Below are 20,369 nucleotides of genomic sequence, written 5' to 3'. Positions count from 1 at the left end.
TCATGACCAACATCCCCGTGACCACCTGGTCCCTGGAGCAGAACTCCCCCGCCGACCTCCTCCCGGCCGCCGCCCCGGACGGGGACGTGCGGATCGTGCGGGCCGAGGTGCCCTCTCCCGAGTTCAGCCGGTTTCTGTACGCGTCCGTGGGCGGGGACATCCGGTGGATCGACCGGCTCGGCTGGACGTACGCCCAGTGGCAGGAGCATCTGGAGCGTCCGGGTGTCGAGACGTGGGTCGCCTACGACCGCGGGACGCCGGCCGGGTACGTGGAACTGGAGGCGCAGGACGACGGGGTCGTGGAGATCGTCTACTTCGGCCTGATTCCGGCTTTCCGCGGGCGGCGGATCGGAGGACATCTGCTGGCGTACGGCGCGGCCCGCGCCTGGGACCTCGCGGAACGCCGGCCGGGGCTGGACCGGACGAAGCGGGTGTGGCTGCATACCTGCAGCAAGGACGGGGAGCACGCGATGGACAACTACCTGCGCCGTGGCTTCACGCTCTTCGACACCAAGGTCGAGGAGGAGGCCGAGGCGGCCACGCCCGGACCGTGGCCCGGGGCTTACCCTGGCTGAGCTGGGCAGAAACGGCCGATACGGGCCATGTGACCGACGACACCCTTGTCTCACGCTACGGGACAAGGGTGTCCGCATGCCGGACGAAGCTGGACTGTGTCCAGATCGCCGTGCCACGCTTCCGTCATGTCTGGAACTGGGATTGCCTTGGTGAGTCGGCGGCACGTCGACCTCGGCCGCATGTCCAGCGCCATCTGTCCGGTGCGCTGACAGCCTCGCAGCGCCCGACATCTCTCTCTTCTCGCTTCATTCCCGCGCAACGACGCGCTCCTATGCCCATGCGCCCGTACGCGCAGGTCAGAGCCGCATTCCCGCCTGTCCCGAAGGACGTAACCACCATGGCCGCCACCCCGCAGAAGCCTGCCGCCGCGACTCCCCGCCGCAAGGTGAGCCGTCACCGCGGTGAGGGCCAGTGGGCGATGGGGCACCACACCCCTCTCAACGGCAACGAGCAGTTCAAGAAGGACGATGACGGTCTCAATGTGCGGACACGCATTGAGACGATCTACTCGAAGCGCGGCTTCGACTCGATCGACCCCAACGACCTGCGCGGACGTATGCGCTGGTGGGGGCTGTACACCCAGCGCAAGCCCGGGATCGACGGCGGCAAGACCGCGATCCTGGAGCCGGAGGAGCTGGACGACAAGTACTTCATGCTGCGCGTCCGGATCGACGGCGGCCGTCTGACCACGCAGCAGCTGCGGGTGATCGGCGAGATCTCGGAGGAGTTCGCGCGCGGCAGCGCGGACATCACCGACCGGCAGAACATCCAGCTGCACTGGATCCGCATCGAGGACGTGCCGGAGATCTGGGACCGGCTGGAGGCCGTCGGTCTGTCCACCACCGAGGCCTGCGGCGACTGCCCGCGCGTCGTCATCGGCTCGCCGGTCGCCGGTATCGCCGAGGACGAGATCATCGACGGCAGCTGGGCGATCGACGAGATCCACGACCGCTACATCGGCAGCAAGGAATTCTCCAACCTGCCGCGCAAGTTCAAGACGGCGATCTCCGGGTCCCCGCTCCTCGACGTCGTCCACGAGATCAACGACGTGGCGTTCGTCGGTGTCGAGCACCCCGAGCACGGCCCCGGCTTCGACCTGTGGGTCGGTGGCGGCCTGTCCACCAACCCGAAGATCGGCGTCCGCCTCGGCGCCTGGGTGCCGCTGGAGGAGGTGCCGGAGGCCTGGGCGGGCGTGGTCGGCATCTTCCGCGACTACGGCTACCGGCGCCTGCGTACGCGCGCTCGTCTGAAGTTCCTGGTCGCCGACTGGGGTCCGGAGAAGTTCCGCCAGGTCCTGGAGGACGAGTACCTGAGGCGCAAGCTCGTCGACGGCCCCGCGCCGGCCGAGCCGACGGAGCGCTGGCGTGACCACGTCGGTGTGCACCGGCAGCAGGACGGCCGTTTCTACGTCGGTTTCGCACCGCGCGTCGGCCGCGTCGACGGTGCCACGCTCACGAAGATCGCCGAGGTGGCGGAGGCGCACGGCTCGGGCCGGGTGCGGACCACCGTCGAGCAGAAGATGATCGTCCTCGACGTCGAGGAGGCGCAGGTCGAGCCGCTGGTCGAGGCCCTGGAGGCGCTGGACCTGACGGCCAGGCCGTCCGCCTTCCGGCGCGGCACCATGGCCTGCACCGGCATCGAGTACTGCAAGCTCGCGATCGTCGAGACCAAGGCGCGCGGCGCCGCCCTGATCGACGAGCTGGAGCGCCGGATCCCGGACTTCGACGAGCCGATCACCATCAACCTCAACGGCTGCCCGAACGCCTGCGCCCGTATCCAGGTCGCGGACATCGGTCTCAAGGGGCAGCTGGTCCTGAACGACGAGGGCGAGCAGGTCGAGGGCTACCAGGTGCACCTGGGCGGCGCGCTCGGTCTGCAGGCCGGATTCGGGCGCAAGGTGCGTGGCCTGAAGGTCACCTCCGACGAGCTGCCCGACTACGTCGAGCGGGTCCTCAAGCGCTTCCAGGACGAACGCGAGGACGGCGAGCGCTTCGCCACCTGGGTCACCCGTGCGTCCGAGGAGGCCCTCTCATGAGCGAGCGGGCCGCCCCCTTCTACTGCCCCTACTGCGGTGACGAGGACCTCCGGCCCAGCGAGCAGGGCCACGGCGCATGGGAATGCGCGGCGTGCAACCGCGCATTCCAGTTGAAGTTCCTCGGGCTGCTCGCCCGGGGCCTTCAGCACAACGACGCAGGGGGAGAGGAGATATGACCGCGATTCAGGAAGAGCGCACGACAGAGGACCTCAAGGCGCTCGCCGAGCAGGCGGGCCGTGATCTGGAGGACGCTTCCGCGCTGGAGATCCTCCAGTGGGCGGTCGACACCTTCGGCAAGCGCTTCTGTGTGACCTCGTCGATGGAGGACGCGGTGGTCGCTCACCTCGCCTCCCGCGCGATGCCCGGCGTCGACGTCGTGTTCCTGGACACCGGCTACCACTTCGAGGAGACGATTGGCACCCGCGACGCGGTCGAGGCCGTGATGGACGTCAACGTCATCACGCTCACCCCGCGCCAGACGGTCGCCGAGCAGGACGCGCAGTACGGGCCCAAGCTGCACGACCGCGACCCCGACCTGTGCTGCAAGCTGCGCAAGGTCGAGCCGCTGGAGCGGGGCCTGAAGGGCTATGTGGCCTGGGCGACCGGGCTGCGCCGCGACGAGTCGCCGACCCGGGCGAACACCCCGGTCGTCGGCTGGGACGACAAGCGCCAGAAGGTGAAGGTCTCCCCGATCGCCCGCTGGACGCAGGACGACGTGGACGCGTATGTCGCCGAACACGGCGTCCTCACCAACCCGCTGCTGATGGACGGTTACGCCTCTGTCGGCTGCGCCCCCTGCACCCGCCGGGTCCTCGAGGGTGAGGACGCGCGCGCCGGTCGCTGGGCGGGCAGCGCCAAGACCGAGTGCGGGCTGCACGGCTGACCCATGACTGAGCTTTCTACGTTTCCTGCGAATGGGGAGAACCACGTGACGAGCGGAGCCACCGTCTGGCTCACGGGTCTGCCGAGCGCCGGCAAGACCACCATCGCCTTCGAACTGGCCGGCCGGCTCCGCACGGAGGGCCACCGCGTCGAGGTGCTCGACGGCGACGAGATCCGCGAGTTCATCTCGGCGGGCCTCGGCTTCAGCCGCGAGGACCGGCACACCAACGTGCAGCGCATCGGCTTCCTGGCCGAACTGCTCGCGCGCAACGGCGTGACGGCGCTCGTCCCGGTGATCGCGCCCTACGCCGACAGCCGCGAGGCGGTGCGCAAGCGTCACCAGGAGAACGGGACGCCGTACCTCGAGGTGCACGTGGCCACGCCGCTCGACGTGTGCTCCGTACGCGATGTGAAGGGCCTGTACGCCAAGCAGGCCGCGGGCGAGCTGACGGGCCTGACCGGGGTCGACGACCCCTACGAGGCGCCCGAGTCGCCCGATCTGCGCATCGAGTCCCAGAACCAGACCGTCCAGGAATCCGCGGGCGCGGTCCACGCGCTGCTCACCGAGAGGGGACTGGCATGACGACGACCGTTGCCACGGTCAAGGGAGGCGAGGACGGTACGGACTCCCCGTACGCCCTCTCCCACCTGGACGCGCTGGAGTCCGAGGCCGTCCACATCTTCCGTGAGGTGGCGGGTGAGTTCGAGCGGCCGGTGATCCTGTTCTCCGGCGGCAAGGACTCCATCGTCATGCTGCACCTGGCGCTGAAGGCGTTCGCGCCGGCGCCCGTGCCCTTCACGCTGCTGCACGTCGACACCGGGCACAACTTCCCCGAGGTCATCGAGTACCGCGACCGCACGGTCGAGAAGCACAACCTGCGGCTGCACGTCGCGTCGGTGCAGGACTACATCGACCGGGGGGTGCTCAAGGAGCGCCCGGACGGCACCCGCAACCCGCTGCAGACGGTGCCGCTGACGGAGAAGATCCAGAGCGAGCGGTTCGACGCGGTCTTCGGCGGCGGACGCCGGGACGAGGAGAAGGCACGGGCCAAGGAGCGGGTGTTCAGCCTGCGGGACGAGTTCTCGCAGTGGGACCCGCGCCGCCAGCGGCCCGAGCTGTGGAACCTCTACAACGGCCGCCACGCGCCCGGCGAACACGTCCGCGTCTTCCCGCTGTCCAACTGGACCGAGCTGGACGTGTGGCAGTACATCGCCCGCGAGGGCATCGAGCTGCCGGACATCTACTTCGCGCACGAGCGCGACGTGTTCGCCCGCAACGGCATGTGGCTGACCGCCGGCGAGTGGGGCGGCCCCAAGGACGGCGAGACCGTCGAGAAGCGGCTCATCCGCTACCGCACCGTCGGCGACATGTCCTGCACGGGCGCCGTGGATTCGGACGCGGTGACCCTGGAGCAGGTCATCACCGAGATCGCCGCGTCCCGGCTCACCGAGCGCGGCGCCACCCGCGCCGACGACAAGATGTCCGAGGCCGCGATGGAAGACCGTAAGCGCGAGGGGTACTTCTAAGCATGAGCACGATCACGACCGAGGAGCTCTCGGCCACCACCCTGCTGCGGTTCGCGACGGCCGGCTCGGTCGACGACGGCAAGTCCACGCTGGTGGGCCGGCTGCTGCACGACTCCAAGTCGGTGCTGACCGACCAGCTGGAGGCCGTGGAGCACGCCTCCCGCAGCCGCGGCCAGGACGCTCCGGACCTGGCGCTGCTCACCGACGGTCTGCGGGCCGAGCGGGAGCAGGGCATCACCATCGACGTGGCCTACCGCTACTTCGCGACCCCGCGGCGGCGGTTCATCCTCGCCGACACCCCCGGCCACGTGCAGTACACGCGCAACATGGTCACGGGCGCGTCCACGGCGGAGCTGACGGTGATCCTGGTCGACGCCCGTAACGGTGTCGTCGAGCAGACCCGCCGGCACGCCGCGATCGCCGCGCTGCTGCGGGTGCCGCACGTCGTGCTCGCCGTGAACAAGATGGACCTGGTCGACTACCAGGAGTCGGTGTTCGCCGCGATCGCCGAGGAGTTCACGGCGTACGCGCTCGAGCTCGGTGTCCCGGAGATCACCGCGATCCCGATCTCGGCGCTGGCCGGCGACAACGTGGTGGACCCGTCGGCGAACATGGACTGGTACGGCGGCCCGACCTTCCTGGAGCACCTGGAGACGGTGCCGGTCAGCCACGACCTGAGCCACTGCCACGCGCGACTGCCGGTGCAGTACGTGATCCGGCCGCAGAGCGCCGAGCACCCCGACTACCGCGGCTACGCCGGGCAGATCGCCGCCGGTTCGTTCCGGGTCGGCGAGTCGGTGACGGTGCTTCCCTCGGGCCGTACGTCGAAGATCTCCGGCATCGACCTGCTGGGCGAGCCCGTCGACATCGCCTGGACCACCCAGTCGGTGACCCTCCTGCTGGAGGACGACATCGACATCTCGCGCGGCGACCTGATCGTGCCGACCGCGGACGCGCCCGCGACGACGCAGGACATCGAGGCGACGGTCTGCCATGTCGCCGACGCCCCGCTGACCGTCGGCCACCGGGTGCTGCTCAAGCACGGCACCCGCACGGTCAAGGCGATCGTCAAGGACATCCCGTCCAGGCTCACGCTGGACGACCTGTCCCTGCACCCGCACCCCGGGCAGCTCGTCGCCAACGACATCGGCCGCGTCAAGATCCGTACCGCCGAGCCGCTGCCGGTCGACTCCTACGCCGACTCGCGCCGCACCGGCTCGTTCATCCTGATCGACCCCAGCGACGGCACCACCCTCACCGCGGGCATGGTCGGCGAGTCGTTCGCCTCGCCGGAGCCGGTCAAGGACGAGGCCGACGACGACGGGTGGGACTTCTGACATGAGGCCCCTCGACTACTTCTCCACGTTCGCGAAGGAGGGCGGCCGCGTCGGCAGCGGCGCCCTCGGGAGCGGGCAGGGCGGAGTGCCGCGATGTGTGCGCTGACCTGCGTGCACCGTACGCGCGCCGCTCCGGACGAACCTGCCGACCCCCCGGCCACGACCTGATACGGGCGTGAGCGCCGGGCCACCGAGAGGAACACCTCCCGTGCCTGCCACCCCCGCCCTGCGACGGACCCTCGCCGTCCTGGCCGCGCTGCCGCTGCTGGCCCTCGCGGCCTGCGGCTACGGCTCGCAGGCCAAGGAGAACACCGAGCAGGCCATCGCGGGGGCGCCCAAGGTCGACGGCCTGGACTCGGTGAAGATCGGCTACTTCGGGAACCTCACCCACGCCAGCGCGCTGGTGGGCCGGCACGAGGGGCTGTTCCAGAAGGAGCTGGGCGGTACGACGGCTCAGTACGCCACGTTCAACGCCGGTCCCTCGGAGATCGAGGCGCTGAACTCCGGCTCCATCGACATCGGCTGGATCGGCCCGTCGCCCGCGATCAACGGCTACATCAAGTCGGGCGGGAAGAACCTGCGGGTCATCTCCGGCTCGGCATCGGGCGGGGTGAAGCTCGTGGTCAACCCGGAGAAGGTCAAGTCCCTGAAGCACGTGAAGGGCAAGAAGATCGCGACGCCGCAGCTCGGCAACACGCAGGACGTGGCGTTCCTCAACTGGATCTCCGAGCAGGGCTGGCAGGTCGACGCGGAGAGCGGCCAGGGTGACGTCTCCGTCGTGCGCTCCGACAACAAGATCACGCCTGATGCCTACAAGTCCGGCTCGATCGACGGCGCCTGGGTGCCGGAGCCCACCGCGTCCAAGCTGGTCGCCGAGGGCGGCAAGGTCCTGCTCGACGAGGCCGACCTGTGGCCGGACAAGAAGTTCGTGATCACGAACGTGATCGTGTCGCAGAGCTTCCTGAAGGAGCACCCGAAGGCCGTGGAAGCCGTCCTGCGCGCCTCGGTGAAGACGAACAAGTGGATCGACGCCAACCCGGACAAGGCGAAGGCCGCGGCGAACGCGCAGCTCAAGGCCGACACCGGCAAACCGCTGCCCGCCGGCGTGCTGGACCCGGCATGGCAGTCCATCCAGGTCACCGACGACCCGCTCGCGGCCACGCTGAACACCGAGGCCGAGCACGCGGTCAAGGCCGGTCTGCTGCAGAAGCCGGACCTGACCGGCATCTACGACCTGGCCCCACTGAACAAGGTCCTCAAGGCCGAGGGCGAGCCCGAAGTCGACGACGCCGGCCTCGGCGTCAAGTAACCACCGCACCCGATGAGTTCACAGGAGGTGACGACCATGGCAACCGCCCTCGCCAAGGCCGCCGACACGGTTACGTCCGTGGAGCGGGCCGCGCGTATCGAGCATGTCTCGAAGTCCTTCGCCGGCCCCGCCGGGCAGCAGCTCGTCCTCGACGACATCACGCTCGATGTCGCACCCGGCGAGTTCGTCACCCTCCTCGGGGCATCCGGCTGCGGCAAGTCGACGCTGCTCAACCTCGTCGCCGGGCTGGACAAGCCCAGCGCGGGCGGCATCACGACCGACGGCCGCCCGGCGCTGATGTTCCAGGAGCACGCCCTCTTCCCGTGGCTGACCGCGGGCAAGAACATCGAACTCGCCCTCAAGCTCAGGGGCGTACCCAAGAACGAGCGCCGCGAGCGCGCCGAGGAACTCCTCGAACTCGTCCGCCTCAACGGCGCGCACGGCAAGCGGGTGCACGAGCTGTCCGGCGGCATGCGCCAGCGCGTCGCCATGGCCCGCGCGCTGGCCCAGGACAGCAAGCTGCTGCTGATGGACGAGCCGTTCGCCGCGCTGGACGCGATCACGCGGGACGTACTGCACGACGAGCTGACCCGGATCTGGCGCGAGACACAGGTCTCCGTCCTGTTCGTCACGCACAACGTGCGCGAGGCGGTCCGCCTGGCCCAGCGCGTCGTCCTGCTGTCCTCACGGCCCGGCCGGGTCGCCCGGGAGTGGACGGTCGACATCCCGCATCCGCGTCGTATCGAGGACACCGCGGTCGCCGAGCTGTCCGTCGAGATCACCGAAGAACTGCGTGGGGAGATCCGCCGCCATGGCCAGCACTGAGACGACCGCCAAGGACGGCAACGATCTCGCCGGACTCGAAGCCGGCCTGGACGCCCTGGAGACGGTCCAGACGGGCCGGACGCCGTTCCGGAAGACCCTGACGCAGAAGATCCTGCCGCCCATCGCCGCCATCGCCCTGGTGCTGGTGGTCTGGCAACTGCTCATCTCCACCGGCGTCGCCGACGACCCGACCAAGCTGCCCTCACCGTCCGACGTGTGGGGCGAGCTGCGTGAGGCGTGGCTTCAGGGCACGCTCCACGAGTACATCTGGACGTCCGTCTCACGCGGCCTGCTCGGCTTCCTGCTGGCGCTCGCGATCGGCACCCCGCTCGGTCTGCTGGTGGCACGGGTGCGGTTCGTGCGGGCGGCGATCGGGCCGATCCTGTCCGGCCTGCAGTCCCTCCCCTCGGTCGCCTGGGTACCGCCCGCGGTGATCTGGCTGGGCCTGAACGACAAGATGATGTTCGCGGTGATCCTGCTCGGCGCGGTCCCGTCCATCGCCAACGGCCTCGTGTCGGGCGTCGATCAGGTGCCGCCGCTGTTCCTGCGCGCGGGCCGCACACTGGGCGCGACCGGCCTCAAGGGCACCTGGCACATCGTGATGCCGGCCGCGCTGCCGGGCTACCTGGCCGGCCTGAAGCAGGGCTGGGCCTTCTCCTGGCGGTCACTCATGGCCGCGGAGATCATCGCCTCCTCCCCCGACCTCGGAGTGGGGCTGGGCCAGCTGCTGGAGAACGGCCGCAACACCAGCTCCATGTCCATGGTCTTCTTCGCCATCCTCCTCATCCTGATCGTCGGCATCGCCATCGACCTGCTCATCTTCAGCCCGCTGGAGCGGTCGGTACTGCGCAGCCGCGGTCTGCTGCCAAGGAGCTGACGCCTGTGTTCACGAAGCCGGTTCTTCTCGTCATCGCCCACGGCAGCCGCGACCCGCGGCACGCCGCGACGGTGCATGCCCTGGTACGGCGGGTGCGCTCGCTGCGTCCGGACGTACGGGTGGAGACCGGCTTCCTGGACTTCAACATCCCGTCCGTGCAGGCGGTACTGGAGTCGCTGGCCGCGGAAGGCGTCCGTGACGTCGTGGCCCTGCCCCTGCTGCTGACGCGCGCGTTCCACGCGAAGGCCGACATCCCCGCGGTGCTGCGGGACGCGCCGCGCCGGCTGCGCATCCGCCAGGCGGAGGTGCTGGGCCCCTCGCCGCTGCTGATGGCGGCGCTGGAACGGCGTCTGTACGAGGCGGGCCTGACGCCCGCCGACAAGTCCTCGACCGGGGTCGTGCTGGCCTCGGCGGGGTCCACCGACCCGGAGGCGATCGCAGTGATCGCAGAAATCGCGCGGGAGTGGCGGCACACCGGTTGGTGCGCCGTGCGGCCTGCGTTCGCCTCCGCATCTCTTCCCCGCACCGAGGACGCGGTGCGCGAGCTGCGGGAACTCGGCTGCGAGCGGGTGGCCGTGGCGCCGTACGTCCTGGCCCCCGGCTTCCTGCCCGACCGCATCGCGCGAGGCGCGGCCGAGGCGGACGTCCTGGCGGACGTCCTCGGCGCGGCGCCCGAGGTGGCGCGGGTCCTGCTGGAGCGCTACGACGCGGCGCGGGTGCCGGTGCTGGCGGCGGTCGGGGCCTGAGCCGGGCCGTCAGTCGACCCACGGCGTCGTAGTCCGCGGCCTTGCCCTCGTGGATACGGGTGCCGAAGGCGGTGTACAGATCCCGCGCACTTCTCGCCGTACCGTTCGGCGGGGGCCGCCGCGACCCGCGCCCGGCAGAAATGTCGGGGCGAAGTCCTGGCCCGGTCGCGTACAGGTTCAGTGACTTGATTCGGCCTCGCCGCCGCCCGGCACCCCGACGGCCGCCGCCTCGGCCAGCCCCACCAGCTCCCCCACCGGCATCGACCCCGGTGCCCGTCGCTCGCGCGCGAAGGTGTTGGCGAGGCGTTGGAGGAGGTCGTTCAGCGGGGTCGGTACGCCGTGCAGGCGGCCCAGCAGGGCGATCTCGCCGTTGAGGTAGTCGGCCTCGATGGTGCCGGTGCCTCGGGTCAGGGACTGCCAGGAGGAGCCGCCGCCTCGGGGGGCGCCGTCGAGGGGCACGAGGGTGACCTTGTCGCCCCGGGCTGCGCGCTGTTCCTCGGCGCTCGCGTACGCGATCCCCGCGGCGTCGAGCACGGCCGCACCCTCGGCCCGCACCCGCCGGAACAGCGCCTCGGCCTCCTCGCTGTCGACGGGACCGGTCACCGCCTCCAGGGCGTTGCCGAGGTTGGACAGCAGTTTGGCGTACTGCCAGCGCGCCACGTCCGCCACGACCGGTGCCTCGAAGTGCGACTTCTCCAGGTCGGCGGCGATGAGGCGGGCGGTCTCGTCGGTGCCGTGCGGGTGGCGGCCGAGGTGCAGGATGCCGGTGAGGGGGGCTGCCGGCCGCGGAGACGAGGCCGGGTTCCACGTACGTCGAGGGAAGCCAGACGCAGACGCCGTACACCCGCCGGAACACCCGCAGGGCCAGGCGCTGACTCTCGACGCCGTTCTGCGCGCAGATCAGGGGCAGCCGCTCGGCGGCCGTTCCGCCGCCCGCGACCGGTACGGGCCCCCACGTCTGCAGCGCGGCCGCGCTGTCCTGCGTCTTCACGGCGAGGACCAGGACGTCGTCGGGGCGGAGTTCCCCGAGCGCGGCCGGTCCGTCGACGACCGGCAGCCGATGGGTCAGCTCGCCCTCGGGCACCCTGAGGCGCAGGCCGTGGTCCCGTAGGGCCTCGAAGTGGGCACCCCGGGCCACCAGCACGACCTCGTGCCCCGCGCCCGCGAGCCGTCCGCCTATGACGCCGCCGACTGCGCCGGCACCGATGACGACGTAGCGCACGCTCACTCCCCCTCGGGGTTGAACGGCGTTCCCTGGTGGAAGTACATCTGCCATCCGTCGTCCGTTCGCCGCCACAGTGAACTGCGGTGTGCGTGACCGCCGTTGTATTCCGTGTCGAAGGTGAGGTGGACCAGGTCGGGGGCCAGCCGGACGCCCTGGATCTCGGAAGTGACGACATACCGGGCGGCTGCCGGATCGGTGTCGGCCGGCAGGCGGGCCATGGTCGACGCCCGGTCCCAGCGCCGTCCCGACGAACCGAACTCGTGGAAGTCGGGGTGCAGCAGCGACCCGAGCAGCTCGTGCGAGCGGCGGACCTCCGGGTCCAGCAGCCGCAGCTCGCCCTCGACGGCGGCCTGTACGGCGGAATCGTCTTCAGTCACCGGTCATCTCCACAAGTTTTACGACCGTGTTCCAGTTACGGCTGGTGGCGATCAAACCCTTGTTGAGCCGGGGCCGCGACAGAATTTCGGCGAGCTTGGAGCGGCCCAGGCCGTCCGGCGCGTACAGGTACAGGGCGCGGTCGCCGAGGCGGAACTCCTCCGGGAGGTAGGCGGTCTGGTCGATCTCCGTGAAGCGCTCGGCGTCGACCGGGGCGGAGAAGTAGGTGACGTGGAGCTGCTTGGCCTCCAACTCGGCTGCGGGGAACGGGCAGTTGTCCGCGACGGCCCTCAGGTAGTCGTGGTCGCGCACGATCACGTCCACGGCGAAGCCGAAGTGCCTCTCGATCGCCGACGCGAGCTCCACGGCCAGGGACTCCTCGTCGCCGTGGTCGGAGGCGAACACCGCCTGGCCGCTCTGGAGGTAGGTGCGTACGCCGTCGTGACCGAGGCCGGTCATCAGGGTGCGCAGGTCGGCCATCGGGACTTTCCTGCTGCCGCCCACGTTGATTCCGCGCAGCAGCGCCGCATACGTCGTCATCCGGCCACTTTAAGGCGAACCGCTCGTACCGGGGCTGCCGTCGTGCCCCGTGGGGGTGGGCACGACGGCAGCCCGGACCCGTAAGTTACTTACGGGTCAGCATCGAGCACAAGCTTTCGGCCCTGATCGTCATCCCCGACACCGCCGGATAGGTGTAAGGGACCCCCGTCCTCCCCAGTGGGGAGGACCCCCGGGCCAGGGGGATGAGTTCTGGCCCATGCCTTTCACCGAACAGCACGACGAGATGGCTTTATCCGGCCCATACCTTCGAAACGAAAGGAGGCGGCAGGGGGCCGCCACCGCAATCAAGGGGGCAAGCCCGTCATGGGGAACGGAGACACACGTGTGCGGGGCCTCGCCGCCCGCGCCGGCGGCTGGAGCGCCCGCCATCGATGGGCTGCCGTCGGCATCTGGGTGCTGTTCGTCGTGCTGGCGATGGGCCTCGGTTCGGCGGCCGGCCGGGTCGACGTCAAGGACAGCGACCAGCTGAAGGGCGAGACGCGCACCGCCGCCAAGATCATCGAGGACGCCGGGATCGAGGAGCCGGCCAGTGAGACCGTCCTGATTCAGGCCAGGGGCGGTTCGCTCAAGGCGACCGACAGCGAGTTCCGGACCGCCGTCACCGCGGTCGTCAAGGCGGTCGAGGGCACCGGCCAGGTCACGGACGTGACATCGCCGTACGACACGCAGACGATCTCGAAGGACGGGCGCAGCGCGCTCGTGCAGTTCGACATCCGCGGCGATTCGGACACCGCGGGTGAGCGAGTGGAGCCGGTGCTGAAGGCGGTCGAGGACGTCCAGAAGGACCATGAGTCGCTGCGGATCGAGGAGATCGGCGGCGCCAGCATGATCAAGACGTACGACGACGCGTTCGGGGACGACTTCCAAAAGGCCGAGTACTCCGCGGTGCCGGTGGCCCTCGGTATTCTGCTCATCGCCTTCGGCGCGCTGGTGGCGGCCCTGCTGCCGGTGCTGCTGGCGGTCACCGCGATCATGGCGACGATGGGCCTGATGGGCATCGTCAGCCATGTCATGCCGATGAGCGACACCGCGAACTCCGTGATGCTGCTGGTCGGTCTGGCCGTCGGCGTCGACTACTGCCTGTTCTATCTGCGCCGTGAGCGCGAGGAGCGCGAGGCCGGCCGGGACGCGCAGACCGCCCTGAGGGTCGCCGCCGCCACCAGCGGCCGCGCCATCATCGTCTCCGGCGTCACGGTGTGCGTGGCGATGGCGGGCATGCTGTTCACCGGGCTCGCCGAGTTCGAGGCGATGGGCCTGGCCTCGCTGATGGTCGTCGCGGTCGCCATGGTCGGTTCGGTGACCGCACTGCCGGCGCTGCTGTCGCTGCTGGGCGAGCGGGTCGAGAAGGGCAAGATCCCCTTCCTGCACCCGCAGAGCAAGCTCCGCCGCAACCGGGGGCAGGGCAACCGCGAGAGCCGGTTCTGGACGGCCGTGCTGAAGGGCGTCCTCGCCCGTCCGCTGATCTCCGTCGTCGTCGCGGCCGGTGCGCTGGTCGCCATCGCGGCACCGGCGGTCGGCATGAAGACCCAGAATTTCACGCTGGACCAGGAGTTCGGCGACTCACTGCCGATCGTGCAGACGTACAACCGCGTCAACGAGGCCTTCCCAGGCGGTTCCGAGCCGGCCGAGGTGATCGTCAAGGCGAACGACATCAACGCTCCCGAGGTGAGGTCCGCGCTCGCCGACTTCCGTGAGCGGGCGATCAGTTCGGGCGCCTCTCGCGGCCCGGTCGAGATCAAGCTGCACAACGATCAGAACGTCGCCTTCGTGTACGTCCCGCTGGTCGGCGGCTCCGACCTCGACAAGGCGGGTGCGAGCCTGGACAAGCTGCGCGACGACGTGCGGCCGGCCACGCTCGGCAAGGTCGACGGCGTCGAGGCGCCGATCACCGGACAGGCCGCCGGCTCCAAGGACTTCAACGACCAGCTGGCCGGAGCGGTCATCCCGGTCTTCGCGTTCGTCGTGGTCTTCGCCTTCGGGCTGATGCTGCTGTCCTTCCGCTCGCTGACGATCGCGATCACCTCGATCGTGCTGAACCTGCTGTCGGTGGGCGCGGCATACGGCATCCTCGTCGGCGTCTTCCAGCACGGCTGGGGAGCGTCGCTCGTGGGTGCGGAGGGCGTCGGCGCCATCATCACCTGGCTGCCGCTGTTCCTCTTCGTGATCCTGTTCGGCCTGTCGATGGACTACCACGTGTTCGTGGTCTCGCGAATCCGCGAGGCGCGGCTGCGCGGCCGTACGACGAAGGACGCGATCCAGCACGGCGTGGTCACCACGGCCGGTGTCGTCACCAGCGCCGCGGTCATCATGGTCGCCGTGTTCGCGATCTTCGGCACGCTGTCGATGCAGTCCATGAAGCAGATGGGCGTCGGCCTCGCGGCCGCGGTCCTCATCGACGCGACGATCATCCGGGGCGTCCTGCTCCCGGCGGTCATGGCACTGCTCGGCGAGCGCAACTGGTACCTGCCGAAGTGGCTGAACCGCCTGCCGGACCTCACGCACGACGAGGCACCGGAGGCCGTGACGCGAAGCGCGGCTCGGGACGACGAGGGCGAGCGGGTGCCCGTCTGACCTGCCTGACCCGCATGACCCGACGAGTGGGGCCCGTCGACTCCGGGGGAGTCGGCGGGCCCTGTTTCTTCGAGGTGTTCCGTCACACCTTCCCCGCGGCGGCCAGCTCGGCCTCGACCAGGTCGGCGGCCCGCCGGGTGCCCCCCTCGTGGGCCATCTCCGTCTGGATGTCCTTCAGGCGCCGGGCGACCTCCGGGTCGTCGACGAGCGCGAGGGCGGTCGTGCGCAAGGTCTCCGCGGTGGCCTCCTCCGTCGGGACGTGGCGGGCGACGCCGAGCGCCTGGAGCATGTCCGCGTTGCCGAACTGGTCCACGGCCTGCGGTACGGCGATCATCGGGGTGGCCGTGCCCAGGCCCTCCTGGCTGCCGCCGGCGCCGGCGTGGGTGACGAACAGGTCGGCCTGCTTGAGGATCGCCAACTGCGGTACCCAGGAGTGCACTTCGACGTTCGGCGGCAGGTCTCCCAGCTCGGCCGGGTCGACATGCCTGCCGACCTGGAGCACCAAGTGCCAGCCCGGCAGTTCGCCGAAGGCGCGCACGCACTCCCGGTAGAAGGCCGGCTGTTTGGTGAAGGACGATCCGAGGGAGACGAGTACGACCTTCTCGGCGGCCTCCGGACGCCGCCAGTCGCCCTCGGCGCTGCGGTCGCCCTGGCAGGCGCCGACGAAGGTGTACGTCGTGTCGTCGACGCGGTCGGCGTTGGGCTGCAAGGCCCGCGGGATGAGGACGAGCGAGCGGTCGGGGCGGCCGGCGAACGCATCGGGGTGCAGGGTGATGCCGTTCTCCTCCAGCCACGCGTGGAAGCGGCGGTAGTACGCCTGCCCGCGCTCGGTCTTCTTCGGCTCCGCCCACATCGGCTCGGCCACCTCCTCCTCGTAGCCCTCCCAGGCGACGAGGTTCGGCGAGAGCGAGATCGCGGGCACGCCCCATCGGTGGGCGAGGACGCGCGCCGGGTACGAGGTGATGTCGTGCAGGACGAGGTCCGGCTCGTCTCCCTCATAGGCCTCGATCAGCTGCGGAAGGGCCTGGATCGCGTCGGCGAGGAACGGCTCGACGTTGTCCAGCAGGGTGCTCCCCCAGGCCTCCGGGTCCGCGTCCGGCCCGGGCAGGGTGGAGTTCCAGAGCTTGGGCTCGGCGCCCGCCTCGGCCACCTTCTCGGCGAAGGCCGGCGGAATCGCGTACGTGACCCGGTGCCCGCGTGCCACGAGCTCGCGGATCACTTCGAGGCTGGGGTTCACGTGGCCGTGAGCGGCGACGGAGAACATGGCGATGTGAGCGGGACTGGTCATGACAGCGACGATATGCGAGACGATACGTCTCGTGCAACTCTGTTTCATGGCGCCAGCCCCTCGTGCAGCCTCAGCCACGCCCCCGGCGGCACGCCGCCGACGAGCACCGTCGTGTCGAGGCCGGCCGTGCGGAAGGCCGCATCCACCCGCCGCCTCGTGTGCGCCCGGCGCAGCGAGGCGTGCAACGAGCCGCCGACCCCCGAGAAGCCCAGCTCCACCAGTCGCGTCCAGCTCTCGTGCGCCCCGGCGTCGAGCAACGGCGTGCCGCGCCGCTCGATCCGGACGATCCCGGCGTCCACCCCGGGCACGGGCCGGAAGCTGCGCCGGCCGACCCGCCCCAGCAGACGCCACTCGTAGCGGGGCCAGGTCAGGACCGTCAGCAGGGTCCAGCTGCCGTAGTCACCCGTGCGTTTGCGGGCGTACTCGAGCTGGGTGAGGAGCGTGGCGTCGGTGAGCGCGGGTGCCCGCAGGCACCAGTCGACGATGGCGGCGGTGCGGGAGAAGGGCACGTTGCCGGCGACGGAGAACGGTGTGCGCGGGGGTCGTGCGGTGAGGAAGTCCTCACCGACGACGCGGACCTGAGGCGTGTCCGAGAACCGCGAGCGCAGGGCGGGGACGAGCCTCGGGTCGATCTCGTACGCGAGGAGGCGTCGGCAGCGCGGGGCGAGCTGCTCGGTCAACGCGCCCTTTCCGGCGCCGACTTCGAGCAGCAGGGGTGCCTCACGTCCCTGCGGTACGGCGAGCCGGGCGAACCGGTCGGCGGCGGCGCGGTCGGCGAGGAAGTTCTGGGAGAGCGCGCGGGATACGCGGGTGGGGCGGGCCATGGCCTGCGGTCCTTGTCTTCCGTGGGGAGGGAGAAGGGCAGACGAAGGCCCTGACCGGAAGACAGGAGGAAGCAGCGGGAGAGTCGGGACAAGCGAGTCCGCGACGGATCAGCGGGCGTGGCTCCCCGGGCCGGTCAGGGCTCCGGGGCCGCGGCGCATCCGTACGGAGTGCGCGTAGCCCCGGCCGAGACCGGTGATGATGATCGCGTTGTTCGCTGCCACGAACCGCACGTTAGGCGTGACCGGGTGACGCGGACAACCGAATTACGTCGGCGCCGACAGGGCGTACGTCAGCGCTGGTAGCGCGCCAGCACCAGGTTTCCGTCCTCCTCCAGGCGGTCGCGCAGCGCGTCGAGGCCGATGGCTCCGCTGTAGTACTCCTGGAAGGCGGGCGTGGCGACCTTGTCCTTCCACTCCGGGTAGCCGCGCACGGACTGCGCGGGTGCCGAGCGCAGATGGGCGGCGAGGGCGGTGCCGGTGGCCCAGTCGTTCTCGGAGGTGTGCAGGGCGGGGTCCTTCAGCGCCGCAGTCCCGGTCGGCAGCATCCAGTCGCCCAGCGCCAGCCGGACCATGTTCTCGGGTCGCAGCAGGAAGTCGATGAACGCGGCCGCCTCCCGCTTGTGCGGGCTGCCCTCCGCGACGGAGAGCGTCTGCGGGCTGACGCCCTGGGTGAGTCCGCCGGCGCCCGCCGGGGCGGGCAGCACCTGCCAGTCGAAGCCCTTGGGCGCCTGCTGCACGATCTGCTGGCGGTAGGAGAAGCCGAGCGGGACCATCGCGTACCGGCCGCCGAAGAAGCCGGGCAGGGTGTCCGAGCCGCCGCTGCCCAGGGTCGTGGGCGAGGCGCTGCGGTCGGCGTTGACCTGGTCGTGGACGATGCGCGGCATCACCTCGTCGCCCGCCCCGAAGCGAACGGTCACCTTGCCGTCGGCGCCTCGGTGGAAGAGCTGTCCGCCCGCCGACAGCGACAGGTTGAGGGAGGCGGAGACGGGCTCCTTGAGCGGCCAGGCGACGCCGTACTTGCCGTCCCCGCTCAGCCGCTCGGTGACCGTCCGGAACTCCTCCCAGCTCCAGGGCTGTTCGGGGGTGGGGACGCGTACGTCCGCCTCCTTCAGCCACTTCGCGTTGGCGATGAGCACGCGGGGCTCCTGGAGGAAGGGCACCCCGTAGATCCCGTCCCCGAAGGTGGTCGTCTCCCAACTGCGCTGCGGGATGTCCGACTTGAGCCGCTGGGGCAGCAGGTCGGTCAGATCGGCGAGGTAGCCGCCGTACGCGAAGTCCGCGAGGTCGTCCGAGGCGTCGTGGATGATGTCCGGGGCCTCACCGCCCTCGAAGGAGGTGAGCAGCTGGTCGTGGACGCTGTCCCAACTGCCCTGGACGTACTCGACCTTGACGTCCGGATGAGTGTCGTTCCACTCCTTCACCAGCTCCTTGTTGACCTCGACGGACTCCTCCTGCCAGGCCAGGGACTGGAAGCGCAGGGTGACGCGCCGGTCGTCGGCGCCGTCACGGTCGTCGCCACCGCAGCCCGCGAGCAGCAGGGCCAGGACGGCGACCAGGGCCGGCAGCAGTCTCGTGCGCATCAGTTCTTCACCGCCCCGGCGAGCATGCCGCCCGTGATCCGCCGCTGGATGATCGCGAACACGACCAGCGAGGGCAGCGTCGCGAGGAACGCGGCGGCGGCCAGCGGGCCGAGGTCCGCGACTCCCTCCGCGCCGATGAAGTGCGTGAGGACGACCGGCAGGGTCTGCTTCTCCGGGGTCTTCAGCAGAACGAGCGCGAAGAAGAACTCGTTCCACGCCGTGACGAACGCGAACATCGCCGTCGCCACGATCCCGGGTGCCAGCAGCGGCGCGGTCACCGAGACCAGGGTCCGCAGGCGCCCGGCTCCGTCGACCGACGCCGCCTCCTCCAGCTCGGGCGGCACCGCACGCACGTATCCGACGAGCATCCACAGGGCGAACGGCAGGGCCCACACCACGTACACCATGATCAGCCCCGGCACCGAGTTGATCAGTCGCAGGTTCTTCAGCACCAGGAACAGCGGGATGATCACCAGCACGAGCGGGAACGCCTGGCTGACGATCACCCAGCCGGTCGCCGCTCGCGCGAGCGGGGTGCGCCGGCGGGCCATGACGTAGGCCATCGGGGTCGCGATCAGTACGGCGATCAGGGCGGCGCCGAGCGCGGCGATCAGGGAGTTGAGGGCGGCTTCAAGGAGGGGCTGTTCGTCGAAGGCCTGGCGGAAGTTGGCGAGGGTGGGGTCCTTCGGGATCCAGGTGGGGTGCAGACTGCCCAGCTCGCGTGGCGGTTTGAAGGCGGTGGAGATCAGCCAGAGGAAGGGGAAGGCGAGGAAGAGGAGGTAGGCGAGCAGGGCTGCGTACTGTCCGGCGCGGCCGGTTCTGCTGGTCCTCATGCTTCGTCACCTCCCCGGAGCCGTCCGACGAGGAAGACGGCGAGGACGACGGAGATCAGCGCGACCATCACGCATCCCATCGCCGCCGCGTATCCGAACTGCCCGTAGCGGAAGGCCTCTTCGTAGGCGAAGAGCATGGGCAGGCGGGTGCGGCCGCCCGGCCCGCCGCTGGTGAGCACGTAGACCAGGGCGAAGGAGTTGAAGTTCCAGATGAGGTTGAGCGCCGTGATCGAGAGGGCGACGGGCCGCAGCGCGGGCCAGGTGACCGTGCGGAAGCGGCGCCAGGCGCCGGCGCCGTCCACGGCCGCCGCCTCGTGCAGTTCGCGCGGGGTGTTCTGCAGGCCGGCGAGCAGGGCGACCGTCGTGGTCGGCATCCCGGCCCAGACACCCACGACGATCACGGCGGGCAGGGCGGTGCCGAGCCCGCTGAGCCAGTCACGGCCGTCGCCGAGGCCCAGGTCACGCAGTGTCTCGTTGAGGATGCCCGCGTCGGGGTTGTAGACCAGCCGCCACATCACGCCGACGACGACCTCGGGCATGGCCCACGGCACGATCGCTAGTGCGCGGGCCAGCCAGCGCAGCCGCAGGTCCTCGTTGAGGAGGAGGGCGAGGCCCAGCGCCAGCAGGAACTGCGGCACGGTGACGCCGACGGCCCAGACCAGGCCGATCCGGAACGACTCCCAGAACAGCGTGTCGTGCAGCAGGTCCCGGAAGTTGAGACCGCCGATCCACTGGGTGGCCTGGGTCCGTCCGGACTGGGCGTCGGTGAAGGACAGCAGGATGCCGTACAGGAGCGGTCCGACGCTCAGGACGAGGATGGGGATCAGCGCGGGGAGTACGAGGAACCAGGCGCCGTGATCCGTGACGCGCCGCTGCCGCGGCTTACCGCCCGGTGGGCGTCTCACCGGCCTGTCCGCCTCGGTCACCGATGTCACGGAATCAGCCTCACATCAGCCCCTTTGCGCTGCTCGGAACGGGCCCCGTCATGGTCGTGAAGG

Annotated in this window: 19 protein-coding genes and 2 pseudogenes; 13 read left to right on the top strand and 8 right to left on the bottom strand. The window is 70.2% G+C overall.

Going from position 1 to position 20,369, the window contains the following annotated elements:
- The first annotated feature begins 2 nt into the window (after nucleotides 1–2).
- From ACFY5C_RS23345 to ACFY5C_RS23290, 12 genes are all read left to right on the top strand, one after another.
- Nucleotides 3–575, top strand: a complete 573-nt coding sequence (locus ACFY5C_RS23345; protein WP_389447075.1) for a GNAT family N-acetyltransferase — start codon at nucleotides 3–5, stop codon at nucleotides 573–575.
- 126 nt (nucleotides 576–701) lie between these two features.
- On the top strand, nucleotides 702–785 hold the full coding sequence (locus ACFY5C_RS23340; RefSeq protein WP_349817346.1) for a putative leader peptide: 84 nt from the start codon (nucleotides 702–704) through the stop codon (nucleotides 783–785).
- A 128-nt stretch (nucleotides 786–913) separates the two neighbouring features.
- The gene (locus ACFY5C_RS23335) at nucleotides 914–2,611 is read left to right on the top strand and encodes a nitrite/sulfite reductase (RefSeq protein WP_389447073.1); all 1,698 of its coding nucleotides are present in this window, start codon (nucleotides 914–916) and stop codon (nucleotides 2,609–2,611) included.
- Complete coding sequence (locus ACFY5C_RS23330) at nucleotides 2,608–2,787, top strand: hypothetical protein (RefSeq protein ID WP_314205404.1); 180 nt, start codon at nucleotides 2,608–2,610, stop codon at nucleotides 2,785–2,787. The genes ACFY5C_RS23335 and ACFY5C_RS23330 overlap by 4 nt, the downstream gene beginning before the upstream one ends.
- On the top strand, nucleotides 2,784–3,494 hold the full coding sequence (locus ACFY5C_RS23325; protein WP_389447071.1) for a phosphoadenylyl-sulfate reductase: 711 nt from the start codon (nucleotides 2,784–2,786) through the stop codon (nucleotides 3,492–3,494). Before ACFY5C_RS23330 ends, ACFY5C_RS23325 begins: the two co-directional genes overlap by 4 nt.
- A 3-nt stretch (nucleotides 3,495–3,497) precedes the next feature.
- Nucleotides 3,498–4,076, top strand: coding sequence for an adenylyl-sulfate kinase (gene cysC, locus ACFY5C_RS23320; protein WP_389447069.1), 579 nt, complete (start codon nucleotides 3,498–3,500; stop codon nucleotides 4,074–4,076).
- Complete coding sequence (gene cysD / locus ACFY5C_RS23315) at nucleotides 4,073–5,020, top strand: sulfate adenylyltransferase subunit CysD (protein WP_362387180.1); 948 nt, start codon at nucleotides 4,073–4,075, stop codon at nucleotides 5,018–5,020. The genes cysC and cysD overlap by 4 nt, the downstream gene beginning before the upstream one ends.
- Before the next feature lie 2 nt (nucleotides 5,021–5,022).
- Complete coding sequence (locus ACFY5C_RS23310) at nucleotides 5,023–6,357, top strand: sulfate adenylyltransferase subunit 1 (RefSeq protein WP_389447067.1); 1,335 nt, start codon at nucleotides 5,023–5,025, stop codon at nucleotides 6,355–6,357.
- A gap of 208 nt (nucleotides 6,358–6,565) precedes the next feature.
- Entirely contained in the window at nucleotides 6,566–7,666 is a 1,101-nt protein-coding gene (locus ACFY5C_RS23305; protein ID WP_389447065.1) for an aliphatic sulfonate ABC transporter substrate-binding protein, read from the top strand.
- 36 nt (nucleotides 7,667–7,702) lie between these two features.
- On the top strand, nucleotides 7,703–8,491 hold the full coding sequence (locus tag ACFY5C_RS23300; protein WP_389447063.1) for an ABC transporter ATP-binding protein: 789 nt from the start codon (nucleotides 7,703–7,705) through the stop codon (nucleotides 8,489–8,491).
- Complete coding sequence (locus ACFY5C_RS23295) at nucleotides 8,478–9,368, top strand: ABC transporter permease (protein WP_389447061.1); 891 nt, start codon at nucleotides 8,478–8,480, stop codon at nucleotides 9,366–9,368. Before ACFY5C_RS23300 ends, ACFY5C_RS23295 begins: the two co-directional genes overlap by 14 nt.
- Before the next feature lie 5 nt (nucleotides 9,369–9,373).
- On the top strand, nucleotides 9,374–10,114 hold the full coding sequence (locus tag ACFY5C_RS23290; protein WP_389447059.1) for a sirohydrochlorin chelatase: 741 nt from the start codon (nucleotides 9,374–9,376) through the stop codon (nucleotides 10,112–10,114).
- Between the two features lie 177 nt (nucleotides 10,115–10,291).
- On the opposite strand, the pseudogene ACFY5C_RS23285 reads toward ACFY5C_RS23290, so the two are convergent.
- The 3 genes and pseudogenes from ACFY5C_RS23285 to ACFY5C_RS23275 form a co-directional block, all read right to left on the bottom strand.
- Nucleotides 10,292–11,336: pseudogene (locus ACFY5C_RS23285) on the bottom strand (ketopantoate reductase family protein).
- A 2-nt stretch (nucleotides 11,337–11,338) separates the two neighbouring features.
- On the bottom strand, nucleotides 11,339–11,716 hold the full coding sequence (locus tag ACFY5C_RS23280; protein WP_389447057.1) for a DUF4440 domain-containing protein: 378 nt from the start codon (nucleotides 11,714–11,716) through the stop codon (nucleotides 11,339–11,341).
- A complete protein-coding gene (locus tag ACFY5C_RS23275; RefSeq protein WP_389447056.1) occupies nucleotides 11,709–12,254 on the bottom strand; it encodes a DUF1697 domain-containing protein in 546 nt (181 codons plus the stop codon). The genes ACFY5C_RS23280 and ACFY5C_RS23275 overlap by 8 nt, the downstream gene beginning before the upstream one ends.
- 324 nt (nucleotides 12,255–12,578) lie before the next feature.
- Here ACFY5C_RS23275 and ACFY5C_RS23270 point away from each other — a divergent pair, with 324 nt between their 5' ends.
- A complete protein-coding gene (locus ACFY5C_RS23270) occupies nucleotides 12,579–14,846 on the top strand; it encodes an MMPL family transporter (RefSeq protein ID WP_389447054.1) in 2,268 nt (755 codons plus the stop codon).
- Nucleotides 14,847–14,928: 82 nt separating this feature from the next.
- On the opposite strand, the pseudogene ACFY5C_RS23265 reads toward ACFY5C_RS23270, so the two are convergent.
- The 5 genes and pseudogenes from ACFY5C_RS23265 to ACFY5C_RS23245 form a co-directional block, all read right to left on the bottom strand.
- A pseudogene (locus ACFY5C_RS23265) lies at nucleotides 14,929–16,171 on the bottom strand (glycosyltransferase).
- A 7-nt stretch (nucleotides 16,172–16,178) separates the two neighbouring features.
- Entirely contained in the window at nucleotides 16,179–16,958 is a 780-nt protein-coding gene (gene erm / locus ACFY5C_RS23260; RefSeq protein WP_389447052.1) for an ErmE/ErmH/ErmO/ErmR family 23S rRNA (adenine(2058)-N(6))-methyltransferase, read from the bottom strand.
- A 290-nt stretch (nucleotides 16,959–17,248) separates the two neighbouring features.
- Complete coding sequence (locus ACFY5C_RS23255) at nucleotides 17,249–18,538, bottom strand: ABC transporter substrate-binding protein (protein WP_389447051.1); 1,290 nt, start codon at nucleotides 18,536–18,538, stop codon at nucleotides 17,249–17,251.
- Nucleotides 18,538–19,371 (bottom strand): carbohydrate ABC transporter permease, encoded by an 834-nt coding sequence (locus tag ACFY5C_RS23250; RefSeq protein WP_389447049.1) that lies wholly within the window; start codon nucleotides 19,369–19,371, stop codon nucleotides 18,538–18,540. Before ACFY5C_RS23250 ends, ACFY5C_RS23255 begins: the two co-directional genes overlap by 1 nt.
- A complete protein-coding gene (locus tag ACFY5C_RS23245) occupies nucleotides 19,368–20,306 on the bottom strand; it encodes a carbohydrate ABC transporter permease (RefSeq protein ID WP_389447047.1) in 939 nt (312 codons plus the stop codon). The genes ACFY5C_RS23250 and ACFY5C_RS23245 overlap by 4 nt, the downstream gene beginning before the upstream one ends.
- Between the last annotated feature and the right edge of the window lie 63 nt (nucleotides 20,307–20,369).

The sequence above is a fragment of the Streptomyces sp. NPDC012935 genome (genome assembly GCF_042900345.1).
GTDB lineage: Bacteria > Actinomycetota > Actinomycetes > Streptomycetales > Streptomycetaceae > Streptomyces.
Note: the sequence above shows the minus strand (reverse complement) of the source record. Positions and strands in the feature narration are given on the sequence as shown.

What these genes read in the sequence shown, in the direction of transcription:
- ACFY5C_RS23275 (WP_389447056.1), bottom strand. Translation starts at nt 12,254, where the DNA reads ATGACGACGTATGCGGCGCTGCTGCGCGGAATCAACGTGGGCGGCAGC.
- ACFY5C_RS23300 (WP_389447063.1), top strand. Translation starts at nt 7,703, where the DNA reads ATGGCAACCGCCCTCGCCAAGGCCGCCGACACGGTTACGTCCGTGGAG.
- ACFY5C_RS23250 (WP_389447049.1), bottom strand. Translation starts at nt 19,371, where the DNA reads ATGAGGACCAGCAGAACCGGCCGCGCCGGACAGTACGCAGCCCTGCTC.
- ACFY5C_RS23340 (WP_349817346.1), top strand. Translation starts at nt 702, where the DNA reads ATGTCTGGAACTGGGATTGCCTTGGTGAGTCGGCGGCACGTCGACCTC.
- ACFY5C_RS23255 (WP_389447051.1), bottom strand. Translation starts at nt 18,538, where the DNA reads ATGCGCACGAGACTGCTGCCGGCCCTGGTCGCCGTCCTGGCCCTGCTG.
- ACFY5C_RS23270 (WP_389447054.1), top strand. Translation starts at nt 12,579, where the DNA reads ATGGGGAACGGAGACACACGTGTGCGGGGCCTCGCCGCCCGCGCCGGC.
- ACFY5C_RS23310 (WP_389447067.1), top strand. Translation starts at nt 5,023, where the DNA reads ATGAGCACGATCACGACCGAGGAGCTCTCGGCCACCACCCTGCTGCGG.
- cysD (WP_362387180.1), top strand. Translation starts at nt 4,073, where the DNA reads ATGACGACGACCGTTGCCACGGTCAAGGGAGGCGAGGACGGTACGGAC.
- ACFY5C_RS23330 (WP_314205404.1), top strand. Translation starts at nt 2,608, where the DNA reads ATGAGCGAGCGGGCCGCCCCCTTCTACTGCCCCTACTGCGGTGACGAG.
- ACFY5C_RS23325 (WP_389447071.1), top strand. Translation starts at nt 2,784, where the DNA reads ATGACCGCGATTCAGGAAGAGCGCACGACAGAGGACCTCAAGGCGCTC.
- cysC (WP_389447069.1), top strand. Translation starts at nt 3,498, where the DNA reads ATGACTGAGCTTTCTACGTTTCCTGCGAATGGGGAGAACCACGTGACG.
- erm (WP_389447052.1), bottom strand. Translation starts at nt 16,958, where the DNA reads ATGGCCCGCCCCACCCGCGTATCCCGCGCGCTCTCCCAGAACTTCCTC.
- ACFY5C_RS23295 (WP_389447061.1), top strand. Translation starts at nt 8,478, where the DNA reads ATGGCCAGCACTGAGACGACCGCCAAGGACGGCAACGATCTCGCCGGA.
- ACFY5C_RS23345 (WP_389447075.1), top strand. Translation starts at nt 3, where the DNA reads ATGACCAACATCCCCGTGACCACCTGGTCCCTGGAGCAGAACTCCCCC.
- ACFY5C_RS23335 (WP_389447073.1), top strand. Translation starts at nt 914, where the DNA reads ATGGCCGCCACCCCGCAGAAGCCTGCCGCCGCGACTCCCCGCCGCAAG.